Source organism: Oceanobacillus sp. FSL K6-0118 (genome assembly GCF_038006665.1).
Lineage (GTDB): Bacteria > Bacillota > Bacilli > Bacillales > Amphibacillaceae > Oceanobacillus > Oceanobacillus caeni.
The window spans coordinates 1,085,246-1,101,646 of the sequence record NZ_JBBOVR010000001.1; the positions used below are offsets into that span (position 1 = coordinate 1,085,246).

Genomic DNA, 16,401 nt, shown 5'->3' on the forward strand with positions numbered 1-16,401 from the left:
AATTAAAGGTCGAATTCATCCACATTGCACTTCTCTTTGTTCTTTTTATCTATTCGTTGCAAAGTGATTTCAGCAATTTTATCTTGTTCCCTTGTTGTAATGAAGTTTTCTTTTGGAATGAGCCAATGTCCAGCTATTTTGCTAACAGGTTTGACTCCTTTAAACTTTCCTTGTGTACACATACGTCTTATGGTTTGAACACTTAATCCTAATTTTTGAGCTGCTTCAAGGGTTGTGTAGTATTTATTCTCTTCCATGCTCTTATCAACTTTTGCTTTCATTGAAACCTCCAAATTTATTATGGGAATTTACGTAGTTATGGTATTCTTTAATAAAGTTAATTGAAATCCTGTACAAATTTTAATCACAAACTCATTTCTTTGTAAACGGCAATTGGTTCTACTGAAATATTTGGAAATGAGACTGATGAAAACATATCGTTTATTTTACTGAACTCTTTTACAATTTCATTCATAATAGGACTTAATGATTTCGCTTTACTAATATCAGTTGTAGCAATACCTTTTCCGAAACTATTGAAGGAATCATTTAAAGTTTCACTGCTACGCCTAGGTACATTAGTTATTTGGCAAATCATTTCCCATTCACCTTTAGGACTACCTCCATATTTAAAGAGTAGGTTCCTCATTGTTTCCCTTAAATAATCAGTATTAATTGCTCCTAAAAATTTGATTTCGTTTTTATTACTAATTTCAATTGCTGTGAGTCCTTCATATGCTGTTTTGATAAAATCGGCAAAGTTCTTCATTTGTTCATTTCCCTCACTTGCATTCCTAAATAACGAATCTATAATTTCTATTCTCTCAATGGTTCTAGCAAGATCTTCATAATCGTACAAAGAAAAATCTCCTCGCACCTTTACAAAAGTTCGTTTCTTACCAGTACTAAAAGCCTCTCTATTTAGCGAAGTAACGTCCTTCAAAGGTAAAGTGTCAAGCAATTCGGTTAATGCAAAGTCATGTAAAGACTTTTCTTCCTGCAGCCCCTTACTTCTCGTATACTTATAACTTCCTTCTGCGGAAATAGGTAATTGCAATAGTAGTTCCATCAGCCTTCCGGTTTTTAGTTTGCCTTCTCCTTCATGCTTTGAACTTTTAGATTCCAACATAGAATTTATTAACCCTTTGTTTATCTGTGCTAGTATGGATTGTACCTTATCAGTATCAAAATAAATGATGTCACGATAAATCTTTTCTTTAGACAAAAATCATACCTCCCCAAATGTTGGTATTATCGAATAGTTTTGATAACACCTCTTCAATAATTCTGCCCAAACAGTTTATGGACTTTTCTTCTAAAACTCTATCCTTAGAATATCATACTTGTTTATAGATTCTAAATTGTCTTAGAATATATTAAGGAATTATAAGGTGTTGATCTTAATAGTATCGTCGCCTTTTTATGGACTAATAAAAAAGAAGAGAGCTTTTATCGCTCTCTATCAGGCTTATATTTTGTCATTGCATCAATTAGTGATTGAGCAATCAAGTCTTGTGTTTTTAAATGAGGATAGTATTCTTCACAAAAGCTGCTAAACTCTTCGTAAATATCACTGTTCATTCGGATACTTTTATTGACAAACTTGGCATCTCTACTGTAGATACGTTTATCAAGCAGTAATAGCCCTTGTTCTTCAAACTGCTTAATAACCTTTTTCAGTGTATCTACATTATGTTTAATGAAGTCTATTTCATTATCGTTCACGCTCTGTGAGTTTTTCTCTCTTTCCTCTTCGGAACGGACAAAGGGATAGTATTTCTTATCCGCTTTATGATAAATATAGTCTCCCTCTCGCATGGTTTGGCTGAATTTGCTACTAGAGATTCCAAGGAGGTCACTAATTCCCTTCATATCATACTCCTCTAATAGCTTATTTACTTTAGTTACTCTTTCCTTTGGTGTCATTGCAAAGAATGTATTTTTGTCCATAAGCACAACCCCTTTCATTTTGTAAAGCTAAAGTATTATAGATGGGAGTACACCGAAATATAACTGTAGTGTTGGATTTCCCATTCAATATTTTATGGTTTGACATAGAATCTAAAAAGTCATATACTTGATTTAACAAATAGTGTTAAATTCCCTATTTAACATTTTGGAGGAGGTGTCTAATGCAACTTAGAGAAATAGCTGTTGTAAAGACTGGTCTAGTTTTAAGTAGAAAAAAGGCAGAGTTTGAGCATGAAACAATGGCTACATACAAGCTCATTACGCTTAGGAATATAACTAATGATGGTACGATAGATTCAACAACATATGAGGAGTTTAAAAGTAATGATGTGCTAGATAGTCACTACTTTACACAAGAAGGGGATGTTCTAATTCGTTTAAGTCATCCTAATACAGCAGTATATATTGATAAAGAGGCAAGTGGTTTGTTAATCCCTTCTTACTTTGCGATTATTAAGGTAGATAAAAGTAAACTTCTACCAGAATTTTTAGCTTGGTATCTAAATTCAAAAGAGATTAAGAAGGAATTCGAACGATTCCAATCAGGAACTCGGATTCCAAGTACCAATCAAAATATCATAAAAACCCTTCCTATTTCGGTAACGACAATTGATAAGCAAAAGTCACTCATTGATATTTATAGGCTCCATCTAAAAGAAAAGGAGCTTTACAGAATGTTAATAGAAGAAAAAGAGAAGTGGTTTGCAGGATTATCAAAACAAATACTAAATAAATCGGAGGATAACCATGGTTGAAAAAGTAACACAACAGCAAATTAATTCAGTATTATGGCAAGCAGCAGACACATTTAGAGGGAAAATTGATTCAAGCACATATAAAGACTACATCTTAACAACGTTATTCATAAAGTATTTGAGTGATTCTTACAAAGAAAACTTGGAAGAATACACAAAACGATACAATGGTAATGAAGAACGTATTCAACGTGCTTTATCAAGAGAACGGTTTGTTTTGGATGAGTATTCAACATTTGATTACTTATATAGTAAGCGGAATGACCCTGAAATTGGAGAAATCATCAATAAAGCATTGGAACGAATAGAAAACGAAAATACTGGAAAACTCCGAGGGGTATTCCGTAACATTGACTTTAATAGTGAAGCAATTCTTGGAAAAGCAAAAGAACGGAATGCTATGTTACGTTCTTTGTTAGAGGACTTTAATCAACTATCTTTAAGACCATCACAATTGGGTAATGAAGATATTGTAGGAAACGCCTATCAGTATATGATTGGGCTATTTGCTTCTGATGCAGGTAAAAAAGGTGGAGAATTCTACACACCAGCAGAAGTATCTGAGGTATTAGCACAGTTAGTTAAACCACAGGAAAATGATCGTATTTATGACCCTACATGTGGTTCAGGTTCGTTGTTAATAAAAGTTGCTAAACAAGTTCCAAATGGTAAAGTTGCTATTTACGGTCAAGAACGTAACGGTGCAACACATTCATTGGCTTTAATGAATATGTACTTGCATGGGATTGATGATGCTAAGATTGAATGGGGAGATACATTAGCCAATCCATTACACTTAGAAGATGGAAAGCTAATGAAGTTCCAAGCAATCGTTGCAAATCCTCCATTCTCATTAGATAAATGGGCCATGGGTTTTGCAGGTGAAGGAACCAATGATAAGAAATTTAAAATGGATGCAAGTTTAGATCCACATAGAAGGTTTGAATGGGGTGTGCCACCTAGCTCTAAGGGTGATTATGCCTTTGTTCAGCATATGCTTTATTCATTAGCTGAAAACGGACGTATGGCTACAATACTTCCACATGGGGTGTTGTTCCGTGGATCAAGTGAAGGAAAAATACGTAAGCAAATTATTGATATGAACCTTTTAGATGCTGTAATTGGTTTACCTGAAGGGTTATTCTTTGGTACAGGTATTCCTGCATGTATTATGGTTTTCAAAAAAGACCGTAGTCATAATGATGTCTTATTTATTGATGCTTCTAGTGAGGGTAATTTTGAAAAAGGTAAAAAACAGAATAAATTGAAAGAAAAGGATATTGAAAATATCGTTAACACGTATGAGAAATGGGAAAGCGTTGATAAATATTCCTATGTAGCTACGTTAAATGAAATCAAAGAAAATGACTATAACCTGAACATTCCTCGCTATGTTGATACATTTGAGGAAGAAGAACCAGTTGATATGGTAGCTGTAAAAGAAAATATTGTAAATATAAAGAAAAAGATTCAAGAAGTGGAGACTCAGATGGAAAAGCATTTGAAAGAACTTGGATTGTAGGTGATTAAATGAGTCTAAATGAAGTAGATGTAAATATTTCATATGGTATTAATAAAGAGAAACAAACAATACCTTCAATGTGGTCTGTAAAAAAATTGGAAGAGGTGTCTTCGTTTAAACAGGGCTACCAAATCCCTTTTAGTCAACAAGTTAATGAAGAAAAAGTTGGATATGTAAGGTATCTATACATTAGTGATTTCTTTTCAGACTCAAAAAAACTTTTTGTTAAAGATAGTGAAAAATACTATAAGATATCTCCAGAAGATATTTGCGTTGCTAATACTGGAAATACTGGAGGCAAAGCATTTAGAGGTGCAAAAGGGATTTTGAGTAACAATATGTTCAAAATATCAATTGTCCCATCAGAAATAAACAACGATTTTTATTGGCATTTTTTGAACAGTAATTATTATTGGAATCAATTACTAAGAATGTTTAATTCCGGTGGACAGCCTCATGTTGGACATAAAAATATGGGGATAATTCGGATAATGCTACCTCCTTTAAATGAGCAAGAAAAGATAGCATCTATATTATCCACCTGGGACAAAGCAATTGAGTTAAAGGATGAGCTGATTAAGCAGAAAATAGAACTGAAAAAAGGATTAATGCAAAAGTTGTTAATTGGTGAAGTAAGATTGCCAGGATTTTCTAGTAAGTGGAATAAAAGTAAGCTCAAAAAGTTATGTACAAAAATAATGGATGGTACACATAGTACACCGAAGTATAAAGACTATGGAGTTCCCTTTTACAGTGTTGAAAATGTTACTAATAGAGATTTTAAAAATCACAAGTTTATCTCAAGGGAGGAACATCTTTCGATTAGTTCAAGATGCAAGGTTGAAAAGGGCGATATCATAATGACAAGAATTGGTAGTATTGGTGATGCTGTTTTAGTAGATTGGGATTATGAATCGAGCATATATGTTAGTCTTGCCCTCTTAAAAACAAATGAAAACATTCTTGCCGAATATCTGGTTCAATATATGGCAACTGGTGAATTTAAAAAGGACATTTTAAGTAAATCCTTATTGAGTGCTATACCTCAAAAGATAAACTTGGCAGACATAGGAAATGTAAAAGTATATTATCCACAAGATAAACAAGAACAAAAAGCAATTGTCGACATTTTAAATAAGTTAGATAACGAAATTCAGCTTTTATCAAGTGAATTAGAAAATTTAAAACTGCAAAAGAAAGGTCTTATGCAATTACTTCTAACAGGAATGGTCCGAGTAAAAGTATAGGAGCTTTACTTTCTGTCAAATAGTTTTTGAAACGGGTGATCTAATGCCTAGAGTTGAAAGTTATGATGAACGATATATTAGCCAAATTCCTGCTATTGAGGTATTACAACAGTTAGGTTATCAATATCTAAGTCCTGAAAAAGCTGAAAGAATGCGTGGAAACTTACACGATGTTTTAATAAAAGATATTCTTGAACCTAAATTGCGTTTAATTAATTCATATGAATATATGGGCCAGACCTATTCATTCAGCGATTTAAGTATACAGCAGGCCATTCGTGATTTAGACGAGCCACTAACAAATGGACTGGTAAAAGCAAATGAATCAATTTATGAAACAATCTTAAATGGTAGATCTTATATTGAATTTTTACCTGATGGATCAAAAAAATCATTTACAATACAGTTCGTTGATTGGGAGAACTTTGAGAATAATGAGTTTCATATGGTTGAAGAATTTAGTGTAGAGCGAATGGACGGACGTGGTACTGTTCGACCTGACATTGTATTATTTGTTAATGGAATTCCTTTTGCTGTAATTGAGTGTAAAAAAGCATCTATCTCAATGGAACAAGGTATAAGCCAAATGATTCGAAATCAAGGAAAAGATTACGCACCTCAATTATATAAGTTTGTTCAGTTGGTTATGTCCACAAACAAAAATGAAACAAAGTATGCGACATGTAATACACCGAAAAAGTTTTGGTCTGTATGGAAAGAAGAAAAAGAAGACTGGTTGAAAACATGGTTAGATAGGGCTGTTAAGGGAAGAATCCCAACTATACAGGATAAGAATATCATTTCTTTGTTCCATCCAGAGCGTTTATTGGAGTTAACGAAATACTTTACGTTGTTTGATAAAGATGTAAAAAAAGTAGCTCGTTATCAACAATACTTTGCGATAAAAGAAATCATTAAGACAATAGAAGAAAGAGATGAGAGTGGTAATAGGCAGTCTGGCGTTATTTGGCATACACAGGGTTCTGGTAAGTCTCTTACGATGGTAATGTTAGCAAGATATATCTTATCTGAATTAAATGAGTATAACCCTAAAGTAGCCATTGTTACCGACCGAGTGGAATTGGATAAACAGATTCATAAGACATTTCGTCATTCGAGATTAAAAGCTAGTAGAGCAACTTCTGGGAGTCATTTAGTCGATTTAATCAATGATAACAATGCGGATATTGTTACCTCTTTGGTTCATAAGTTCGATACAGCATCAAAACATAAAACAGTGGAATCTAAGGACATTTTTGTATTGGTGGATGAATCCCACAGAACTCAATATGGTGAATTACACATCAAAATGAAAAAGGTATTTCCTAATGCTTGTTATTTAGGCTTTACAGGAACCCCTCTGATGAAAAAAGAGAAGAACACAATGATAAAGTTTGGGAAACTCATTCATACCTATACAATCGCTGATGGTGTACGTGATAAAGCCATTGTGCCCTTACTGTATGAAGGGAAAATGGTGGATCAAACAGTTAACCAAAAGGCTATTGATAATAGACTAGAGATGATTACTCGAAATCTTAATGATGACCAGAAACAGGACGTAATGAAAAAGTGGAGCCTATTTGAAAGAATCGCATCATCTAATCAACGCATAAGTATGATTGCTTTCGATATAAATGAACATTTCTTGAAAAACTATAAAACACAAGATAGTTACTTCAAGGCTATGTTAGCAACTAACAGTAAGATTGAAGCAATTCGTTATCTTGAGGCTTTTGAAGAACTTGGTGATTTGAATTGTGTCGTTGTTATTTCCCCACCGGATCAACGTGAAGGTCATGAAGCAGTAGATGTAGAATCGAAGGATAAGGTACAACTTTTCTGGAAGCGGATGATGGATCGTTATGGAACACCTGATGAATATGAAGATGCAATCAAAGATGATTTTATAAATGGTGATGAAATCGACTTGTTAATAGTCGTTGATAAGCTACTAACTGGTTTTGATGCACCCAGAGCAACAGTGCTTTATGTTGATAAACCAATGAAAGAACATACACTTCTTCAGGCGATAGCAAGGGTAAATCGTCTATATGAAGGTAAAGATTATGGTCTTATCATTGATTATAGAGGTCTTTTAGACAAACTGGACCAAGCTATGCAGATGTATTCGGGAGCAGGTTTAGAGAATTTTGATCCTAAAGATTTAGATGGAGCAATCTATGATGTTATTAGTATTATTGGCTCATTAAGACAGTATCATTCTGACCTATTACAGATATTCGCTCCAATAAAGAATAAGCAAGATACGGAAGAATATGAAGTTTGGTTAGAAGATGGGGAACGAAGAGAAGGCTTTTATGATGTATTAAGCAAATTTGGTAAACACCTTGGAATTGCTTTAGAATCTGAGAAGATATACAATGCTTTGCCACCAGAGGAACTTCAAAAGTATAAGAAGGACTTGAAGTTTTTCCAGGAATTAAGGAAGAGTGTGAAACTACGGTATTCGGATACGATTGACCATAAAGAATATGAATCAAAAATGCAGAAACTAATGGATAACTATATTTCAGCAGAAGAAGTCATCCGTATCACAAATCCTGTTGATATTTTAAATGAAAAAGCATTTGAAGAAGAATTGGAGCGTTTAGATACCAAACGAGCAAAGGCTGATGCTATTCGTACACGTTTAACAAAAAGTGTCCATGCAAAATGGGATGAAAATCCTGCTTACTATAAAAAGTTCTCTGAACGCATCAAGGAAGCTATTCAAGAGTACAAAGAGAAACGAATTTCTGAAGCAGAGTACTTAAACAAAATGAAAGATATTATGAAGGACTATCGTAATGGTGAATCAAGTGAAAGTTATCCTGAGATCATTAAAGAGAACCGAAATGCACAAGCCTTTTATGGTGTAACTAAGGATATTATGAGTAGTGAAGTTAAAGAAACAGAGGCGAGTTATGAGGTGCTTGGTGATTTAGCACTTCGGATGGATAAGATTATTCAAGATTACGCCAAGGTAGACTGGCACGATAATATCGAAATCCATAATCGAATTGCTCAAGAACTTGATGATCTACTATATGATTTTTCAACAGAAAAAAATGTGGAACTCGATTTTGACACTATTGATAAGATTATAGAACAGATTAAAACCGTTGCCCTAAGACGTTATTGAGGTTGTGAACAACATGGAAAAACATAGTATACAGAACGGAAACCAAACAATTGAATTTAGCGTTGAAAGAAAAAATGTAAAGAATGTAAATCTTAACATTAAACCAGATATGACGGTAGAAGTTACTGCTCACGAACAAGTACCATTAAACTTTATTTATGACTTTGTAAAAGGGAAAAGCTCATGGATTTCGAAGCATGTGAAGAAGTTTGAGACCGTGCAACCCTTTAAGCAAAGTGAGAGAGAATACGTTAGCGGAGAGGCTTTCAGGTATTTGGGTAAACAATACCGCCTTCGTGTTCAAGAAGCGGAAGAAAAGGAATTAGTTAAGTATTTCCGTGGTTTTATTTATCTTTACGCAAAAGACCTTGATAATTACAAGCGTAAAGCAAAGCTAATGGAAGAATGGTACCGTGAGAAAGCGTTTAGAACGTTCCAGAACTCTTTGGATAAACATTATCCTTTATTGCAGAAGTATGGTGTTGAAAAACCATCCATTGATATAAGGACAATGAGGGCACGATGGGGATCAGCATTGCTAGATACAAATACAATTCTTTTAAACACTGAGCTAATAAAGGCTCCTAGACACTGTATTGATTATGTTGTTGTACATGAGTTAATTCATTTTAAGTACAATGACCATAGTGAAAGTTTTTATAAGATGTTGTATTCGCTTATGCCTGATTGGGAAAAGAGAAAAGCGATACTGGATGAAGAGATTGTAAAGGAATTATGAAGTGAACTACTTGGTGATGAACACAACAGGATAAGACAGCAGGAGGCAGTTCCAATACTCGGGAGCTGCCTTTTACACTTATCAGCATATTAAAGGAGTGGTTTTATTGGGGAAAAGTAATCCAAAACTATCAAGACCAGATGATTATGCAAGATTTGGGCCAATTGAAATTGCTAGGTTTGGTAAAGAGGTTGTAATGAGAAATAATATGACCGAAAAAGAACATCAAGACTATATTAAAAGGTTAGCTGACCAATATCCAGAAATAAAAGATAAAATAAACCGGCTTGTGCATGAAATTCGTGAATTAGTAGCCAGTTGTAATCCTTTAACACTATTGCAGATCAGCTATTGGAATATGTTTATGTCTATGTTAAATAAAACATCTGAATTCCAATATGGCTTTGATGATATAATAGCAGTTCGAATGATAGACTATGTACAGAGTGTTATTGTCTCCACTGAACCAAAAGATAGTAGAGATGAAAGAGATGACATGGAAAAGTGGAATGCAGTGTATGAAAAGGTTTCTGAGCTATATAGTAGTTTAAATTATTACCACATGTGTCATTCAGCTTATTTGGAGACTACAGACCCAGATTTTGATGATGATTATGATTCTCTTTATGTCCAAGCCCAAGAATTAAGAACTACAGTAAGAGGTATAAGATACCCAGTTTTTGAATATCCTCATCATCTTGATTTATTATCACCTCATGAAGAAGTTTTTCAAGAGCTCTTTGGGATAAGCATCGAAACTTTCCTTTTGGGAATTGAAAAAATACAAATGTCATTGATGCGTGGTGTGGACAATGTAAGAAGTGATTTAGTGTATTTGATGGAGAAGACTGCACCTGTATTAGAAAAACAATATGGAGATGTACCAAAAGAGTCTAGTGAAGAAGTGGATAAAATTTTTGATGAAATGGGTTTAAGGGAACTGAGAGATTCATTTAATGGGCGGTTTTTTGGGTATGATTTATTCGATGTAGGGAAGATAACAGGCCTACCTAGGGAATTAATAGAGGAATTATCTTGGAAAGCAGGAGAAGAAGCCCACTTTTTCTCTGAAGGAGATTATGCAGGTTGGCCGCTGAGAAGATTACCGATTGAAGAACGGCCATTTATTTGTGTAGAGGATAAAATCTACTGCTTTGATTATTACAGTCTTTTTGATAACTTATACAGGATAATTCAAAGATTAGTTACTAGGCTTAAACCGGAATACAAAAATGAATGGAACGAGAAGCAAAAACAGGTGTCAGAACAATTACCATTTGATTTGTTTCACAAGTTAATTCCAAAAGCAGAATCCTTTAAATCAATCTATTATCAGAGTAAGACTGGTAATAATGGAAAAAAACAATGGTGTGAGTGTGATGGGATTATAGAATATGATGGACATTTAATAGTTGTAGAAGTGAAAGGGGGTTCATTTACCTACACCCACCCTTCAACTGATTTTAATGCTTTTATTAAATCATTAGAAAATCTAGCAAAAAAACCCCATGAACAAGCAACTAGATTCATTGAAACCCTAAAAGAAGAGGGGAAAGTAATAATTTGTAATGAGGAACACATTCCAATAAAAGAATTAAGCTATGATGATTATAGGCAAACTACTTCATGTAGTGTTACTATTGATAATTTTAACGAGTTTGCTGCACGGATTGATAAACTTTCGCCTATTGGCATTGAGCTGGGAGCTTTACCATCATGGAATATATCAATTGATGAGTTACGGGTTTATGCTGACTACTTTGAATCACCCAGTATGTTTCTTCATTTCCTAGAACAAAGGTTAAAAGCATCGAAGTCATCTGGTTTAGAGGTTATTGATGAGCTTGATCATTTAGGGTTGTATATTGAACATAACCAATATACAAATATTGCCGAATTAAGTAATGGAAAGCATATGCTATGGCATGGATATAGGGAAAAATTGGATAACTACTTTTCTGTACTTGTCTTTCCTGATATAGAAAAACCTAATAAACCAAAACAGGAAATTCCAGAGATATTGCAAGAAATTATTAACATACTAGAAAAGCAAAGAAAAAAAGGATTTACCCGAGTAGCCAGTACGCTTCTTGATTTGGACTTTGATTTAAGGGCAGAGATAGATAAAAAAATGAATATATTAATGAAAAGACAAGCTGAAGTGAAAAGAGTTATGCCTTTAAATATATTTGAAGATAATAAGATTACCTTTATATGTAATCAAGATGGTATTAGTAGTTTCAAAGATGGTAAGGCAAAAGATTATGTGTTAGCAACAATGTTGAAGCCTAATGATGAGAATAGATTGGCTTTGTATTTAGACTACAATTCTAAAGGTAAATTGTATAATGTAGATTTTGAATATCTTACTAAGGACGATATACCGCTTGAAAGAGAAGCAGAATTTATTGAGTTATCGGAAAGGTATGCTCAACAAAGAATCCTATCATTTAAAAAGCAAACTGGAATAAAGAAAATAGGGAGAAATGAGCCATGTCCTTGTGGAAGTGGAAAGAAGTATAAAAAGTGTTGTGGTTCTTAGTATTTAAGCAGATAGGTAGAATTTGAATGTTGGAGGTAAAGGAATGCTAGAGGGAATATTAATTGGAATTTTTGGGAATAGCATTTTTGCTATAATTCAAGGAATGATCACTGCGTTCTTTGGTGACAAGGACGATGATCTGAATGATCGAATATATGAGTCTTTGGAATTAGCAACCAAAGACTTTTTTAAGCAATACGGTGAAATCTACAGGAAACCACATAGTAGTTTTTTAGCTCGTGAATCTAATATTAGATTAATAGTTCAATCTGTTTATTTTGGCAGGAATATAGATATGTTAGAAGAATTAGATAAAAGAGGATTTGATAATGAACCAGATGTCTCACAAGAACATTTACATTATTTCGTTAGTAGCTTAGAAAAACTTATGAGAGAAGATTTCATATTAGATAAATTACTAGAAGAGAAGACTCATATTCATGAATCAAAACTAGCAAATGAAAATATAAAGGAAATCTTAGAAGTAGTAACTGGGCAGTCCAATAACACTACTCCTGAGAAAAAAAGTAATTGGCAACTAACTGACTTAGCAACCGGAGAAGAAATACCTTTTAGAGAAGGAAAAAAGTATCATCAAAAATACTCGAACGGTGTAGAACAAATTTTTATGATCAAAGGCGATATAGTAAGTGTGGATTTCAAGGATGAACATGGTAGATGGTCTTACCATGAAATAGACATTAAAAAAGGGAGTGCGAACAATAACAAATTCCCTTATCCTGTATCAGATTATAAGTTAGTAGTTAATGAGTTAGACATCATTAATAAAACTGTTACCCCGTTATCTAATGGTTACTATCAAGAAGAGATGACTCTAAAATGGGGGAGAACTTCGAAGGTTATATATGATAATAAAAATAGAATTCAACAATTTGATGTAAGCGGAGGTTGGTCTGTTAACCACAACTCTAAAACTATTAGTCCTTACAACAAATAGTTCTCAGTGAAGCTAACTTAACTTCTGTATTAATGATTGAAGTTCTAGGTAAAAGTATTAAAAGAGGTGATTGAACTTTGAGTAAAGAAAAAAGAAAAGATATACAAGAAGCAGGGAAGGGACTTGCCCTTGAAACTGTATTAAGTGTTGGGAGCGATACTGCGGCTGATATTGCAAAAGAATCAATAACTAACATAATAGGCGATATTCTGGTTGACACTACAAGTTCACTTATTCCTGGTATTTCAGGGGCAGTCCAGGGATATAAACGAGCTCGTTTTGAAAGGAACATTACTACTTTTGCTGAGGAGTTACATTCCAAACTTGATATATTACGTGAAAATTTGGAATCTAAGAGTGGGGAACAAAAGGAAAGAATTGATACGTTGTATAACTATGTTATGGATTACGTTATTGATGAACAGCAAGAAGAGAAAATTCATTACATGGTTAATGGCTTTGTAAACATTACTAATCATGAACATGTAACAGATGACTTCATCCTTACGTATTACGATGTTCTAAAAGAATTAAGAATGGTTGATATATCCGTACTTAGGTTAATGTATAATGCACGTTATGTATTTGGCAAGGATTCAAATGAATCATTTCATGATGTTATGGAAAAACATGGTATCAGTTATGAACAATACGAATCTGTACGGAGAAACCTACAAAGAATTGGTTTACTTACAACAAAAACAGACTTGAATATAACCGATGATCTTGAGGAGATAGTTGATAAATTCAAAGAACTGTATAAGTATTTAGATAAAGCAACTGACCCAAAGTTTAAACGCAGTCTTCCAAAATTAAAGTTACCAAAACTTAAATCTAAGGAAAACCTGCAACTATCTAAATTCGGAAAGGATTTTGTGGAGTTTTTCATAAATAAGGAAAGGGATTAAGTATTTTTCATAAACTTGTTAAAGTACAGATATGCACAGTTAGTATGAAGGTTTAAAAAACAGCATCGGTAGCCAAATTCCAATGCTGTTTTATGCTTCCTTAGTTATCACAGAGGACTTCAAATTAATGCGAACGTATGTTCTTTTTACGCAAATTTTACGCATAAAATTACAAAACCCTATCAAATCAATGTTTTGACTGCATATTCGACCCCGACCACCGGTATCTAATCCGAGAACGTAAGTGTTAAAATATTACTAGCGTAAAAACGAGACGGGATATAATTTCTTGTCTCTTTTTTGTATGATTAAATAAAACCTAAATCTTTTCTTCAGAGTGAATGTATTTACATATAATCGAAAGAAAAATTAGCCCTTGTAAGAATCGCTGTTTTTCAGTCTAACATAAATCGTTAATAACATATAACTATCATCTGAACATATGTGAAAGCGCCCGTAGTGGGGATAAAATAGTTAGGAAGAGGGCTATGTTGCTAAAAGACCAAGAGAATTCATTAAATAAGCGCTCTGGGTTGAGATAATTTGGGATGGATACCTTGGGATGGAGGCATTATCCAAGAACGATTTAACAATGCATATATTATGATCTAGGGGTAACAGAATGGGTAGTTATAGAAATACTAGAGCGATTTCTACCCATACTCAGAAATATATATGACAAATTATTAGAACAAAGATAAAAATATGTTTGAATTGATTCATAATGACATACGTTAGATAAGCATTGCCCTAGTGAAATTTGATAAAATTATTATTGAAAGTAGAGCAATGGGGAATTATAAAAGAGGATCTGATATAGATATTGCAGTAATAGGGAATGGTATTACTTCCGAAACCTTATATAAGTTGTCTGATTTATCGACGAGGAATCTCCTTTACCGTATTATGTTGACCTTTTTCATTATGAATCCATCTGATAAAGAAGTTAAAATAAGTTTATGAAGCTAACTCAGAAAATTAATGAAGGTTAAGGTGGTTAGCTTGTGACTTTTGTTTCTTTTAGTTTAAATTATTGTTGAGGAGTTACTTCTAAATAGATTTAAATTATATCTCACCTAAACGGGCAGTAAGACTCCACCTTAAGCTTCTGGGGAAACAAAGAAGGTCAGAGATCAACTACCCGTAAAGGTCCGATAAGTATGACTAACCATTAGTGGGGGAGGAAGGAAAACCCCCACTGATGGAAGTCTTCTTTATATTTAAAAATAAGTAAAAAATGCATTGACTTTCCTCTAAGGGGAAGTTAAATTATGTTATAAATGTCTTTAAGGGAGTAGAGCCATATGAAGAAACACAACATTGCATTAACTATCGTACTAGTAAATATATTTATTGCGTTTTTGGGAATTAGTCTTGTTATCCCAGTCGTTCCTACCATCATGAATGAATTGCATATATCCGGATCGATTGTCGGCAATATGGTTGCTGCTTTTGCCTTTATCCAACTCCTTGCTTCGCCAATTGCAGGTCGATGGGTTGATAAATTCGGTCGGAAACGAATGATTGTCATTGGCTTGATTATTTTTAGTTTCTCAGAATTGCTGTTCGGTATCGGAAAAACAGTTAGCGTTCTTTTTATTTCGCGCATGCTTGGCGGCGTAAGTGCAGCTTTCATTATGCCAGCGGTAACCGCCTTTATTGCAGATATTACGACGCTCCATACACGCTCTAAAGCAATGGGCTATATGTCAGCAGCTATTTCAACTGGATTTATTATTGGTCCGGGTATTGGGGGCTTCTTAGCAGAAATTCATTCTCGCTTGCCGTTTTTTGTTGCGGCAGGTTTTGCTCTGGTAGCGGCCGTATTGTCGGTTACACTACTTCACGAACCGGAAAGAAACCCTGAACATGAAGAAAATAGTGTGGGGCAAAAAGCTGGTTTAAAGCGAATTTTTGCTCCAATGTATTTTATATCATTTATGATTATATTAATATTCTCTTTCGGTTTATCTTCGTTTGAATCGCTGTTTTCATTGTTTGTCGATCATAAATTTGGTTTTACACCGAAGGATATAGCTATCGCGATAACAGGTGGAGGCATTATCGGGGCCTTTTTTCAAGTTGTGCTATTCGATCGCTTAACGAGACGGTTAGGTGAAATTCGTTTAATCCGATACAGTCTTATATTGTCAACCATTCTCGTCCTTGTATTAACGATTGTTCATCAATATATTTCTGTTTTACTTGTTACCATCACTGTATTTATTGGATTTGATTTAATGCGTCCGGCTGTAACAACATATTTAACAAGAATTGCCGGTAAGGAACAAGGCTTTGTAGCTGGTATGAATTCGATGTTTACAAGTATTGGGAATGTGATTGGCCCTATAATCGGTGGATTGTTATTCGATATCGATCTTGATTATCCGTTTTACTTCGCAACCATTGTTTTAGCAATCGGAATTGGGCTTACTCTTGCATGGAAAGAACCGAAATCCCAAGAGGCTGAAACAATGTAAAATGTAAAACCGTATTCCATGCGATTACAAAGAATACGGTTTTTTCTTTGTTGTCAGGAAATTATAAAATTTGTATGGCTGTAGATAATTTAGATACAGAAATAGCCACGTCCGGCTCCAGCGCCCAGCGACTA

13 protein-coding genes are annotated in these 16,401 nt (G+C 34.0%); 10 read left to right on the plus strand and 3 right to left on the minus strand.

The window, feature by feature from the left end; all coding sequences use genetic code 11:
* Positions 1–2 precede the first annotated feature (2 nt).
* The 3 genes from MHI02_RS05770 to MHI02_RS05780 all read right to left on the minus strand — a co-directional run bounded on the left by MHI02_RS05770 (position 3) and on the right by MHI02_RS05780 (position 1,950).
* Positions 3–281 (minus strand): helix-turn-helix domain-containing protein, encoded by a 279-nt coding sequence (locus MHI02_RS05770; protein ID WP_341165739.1) that lies wholly within the window; start codon positions 279–281, stop codon positions 3–5.
* Between the two features lie 83 nt (positions 282–364).
* Entirely contained in the window at positions 365–1,225 is an 861-nt protein-coding gene (locus MHI02_RS05775) for a DUF6414 family protein (RefSeq protein ID WP_341165740.1), read from the minus strand.
* A 224-nt stretch (positions 1,226–1,449) separates the two neighbouring features.
* Positions 1,450–1,950 (minus strand): hypothetical protein, encoded by a 501-nt coding sequence (locus tag MHI02_RS05780; protein ID WP_341165741.1) that lies wholly within the window; start codon positions 1,948–1,950, stop codon positions 1,450–1,452.
* 182 nt (positions 1,951–2,132) lie between these two features.
* Between MHI02_RS05780 and MHI02_RS05785 the strand changes: the two genes are divergently transcribed.
* The 10 genes from MHI02_RS05785 (at position 2,133) to norA (ending at position 16,267) form a co-directional block, all read left to right on the plus strand.
* The gene (locus MHI02_RS05785) at positions 2,133–2,726 is read left to right on the plus strand and encodes a restriction endonuclease subunit S (protein WP_341165742.1); all 594 of its coding nucleotides are present in this window, start codon (positions 2,133–2,135) and stop codon (positions 2,724–2,726) included.
* On the plus strand, positions 2,719–4,248 hold the full coding sequence (locus MHI02_RS05790; RefSeq protein WP_341165743.1) for a type I restriction-modification system subunit M: 1,530 nt from the start codon (positions 2,719–2,721) through the stop codon (positions 4,246–4,248). The genes MHI02_RS05785 and MHI02_RS05790 overlap by 8 nt, the downstream gene beginning before the upstream one ends.
* An 8-nt stretch (positions 4,249–4,256) precedes the next feature.
* The gene (locus MHI02_RS05795) at positions 4,257–5,495 is read left to right on the plus strand and encodes a restriction endonuclease subunit S (RefSeq protein ID WP_341165744.1); all 1,239 of its coding nucleotides are present in this window, start codon (positions 4,257–4,259) and stop codon (positions 5,493–5,495) included.
* Between the two features lie 43 nt (positions 5,496–5,538).
* Entirely contained in the window at positions 5,539–8,640 is a 3,102-nt protein-coding gene (locus MHI02_RS05800) for a type I restriction endonuclease subunit R (RefSeq protein WP_341165745.1), read from the plus strand.
* Positions 8,641–8,653: 13 nt separating this feature from the next.
* Positions 8,654–9,379, plus strand: coding sequence for a M48 family metallopeptidase (locus MHI02_RS05805; RefSeq protein WP_341165746.1), 726 nt, complete (start codon positions 8,654–8,656; stop codon positions 9,377–9,379).
* A gap of 208 nt (positions 9,380–9,587) precedes the next feature.
* Positions 9,588–11,921, plus strand: coding sequence for a YecA family protein (locus MHI02_RS05810; protein WP_341165747.1), 2,334 nt, complete (start codon positions 9,588–9,590; stop codon positions 11,919–11,921).
* A gap of 43 nt (positions 11,922–11,964) precedes the next feature.
* Complete coding sequence (locus MHI02_RS05815) at positions 11,965–12,879, plus strand: hypothetical protein (RefSeq protein ID WP_341165748.1); 915 nt, start codon at positions 11,965–11,967, stop codon at positions 12,877–12,879.
* Positions 12,880–12,956: 77 nt separating this feature from the next.
* On the plus strand, positions 12,957–13,787 hold the full coding sequence (locus MHI02_RS05820; RefSeq protein ID WP_341165749.1) for a hypothetical protein: 831 nt from the start codon (positions 12,957–12,959) through the stop codon (positions 13,785–13,787).
* A 753-nt stretch (positions 13,788–14,540) separates the two neighbouring features.
* Complete coding sequence (locus tag MHI02_RS05825) at positions 14,541–14,750, plus strand: hypothetical protein (RefSeq protein ID WP_341165750.1); 210 nt, start codon at positions 14,541–14,543, stop codon at positions 14,748–14,750.
* 341 nt (positions 14,751–15,091) lie between these two features.
* Complete coding sequence (norA, locus tag MHI02_RS05830) at positions 15,092–16,267, plus strand: multidrug efflux MFS transporter NorA (RefSeq protein ID WP_216884043.1); 1,176 nt, start codon at positions 15,092–15,094, stop codon at positions 16,265–16,267.
* Positions 16,268–16,401 lie beyond the last annotated feature (134 nt).

Bases quoted from the DNA above. Each gene is read 5' to 3' on its own strand.
- MHI02_RS05795 (WP_341165744.1), top strand. From the start codon at position 4,257: ATGAGTCTAAATGAAGTAGATGTAAATATTTCATATGGTATTAATAAA.
- MHI02_RS05780 (WP_341165741.1), bottom strand. From the start codon at position 1,950: ATGGACAAAAATACATTCTTTGCAATGACACCAAAGGAAAGAGTAACT.
- MHI02_RS05805 (WP_341165746.1), top strand. From the start codon at position 8,654: ATGGAAAAACATAGTATACAGAACGGAAACCAAACAATTGAATTTAGC.
- norA (WP_216884043.1), top strand. From the start codon at position 15,092: ATGAAGAAACACAACATTGCATTAACTATCGTACTAGTAAATATATTT.
- MHI02_RS05790 (WP_341165743.1), top strand. From the start codon at position 2,719: ATGGTTGAAAAAGTAACACAACAGCAAATTAATTCAGTATTATGGCAA.
- MHI02_RS05800 (WP_341165745.1), top strand. From the start codon at position 5,539: ATGCCTAGAGTTGAAAGTTATGATGAACGATATATTAGCCAAATTCCT.
- MHI02_RS05785 (WP_341165742.1), top strand. From the start codon at position 2,133: ATGCAACTTAGAGAAATAGCTGTTGTAAAGACTGGTCTAGTTTTAAGT.
- MHI02_RS05810 (WP_341165747.1), top strand. From the start codon at position 9,588: ATGACCGAAAAAGAACATCAAGACTATATTAAAAGGTTAGCTGACCAA.
- MHI02_RS05770 (WP_341165739.1), bottom strand. From the start codon at position 281: ATGAAAGCAAAAGTTGATAAGAGCATGGAAGAGAATAAATACTACACA.
- MHI02_RS05815 (WP_341165748.1), top strand. From the start codon at position 11,965: ATGCTAGAGGGAATATTAATTGGAATTTTTGGGAATAGCATTTTTGCT.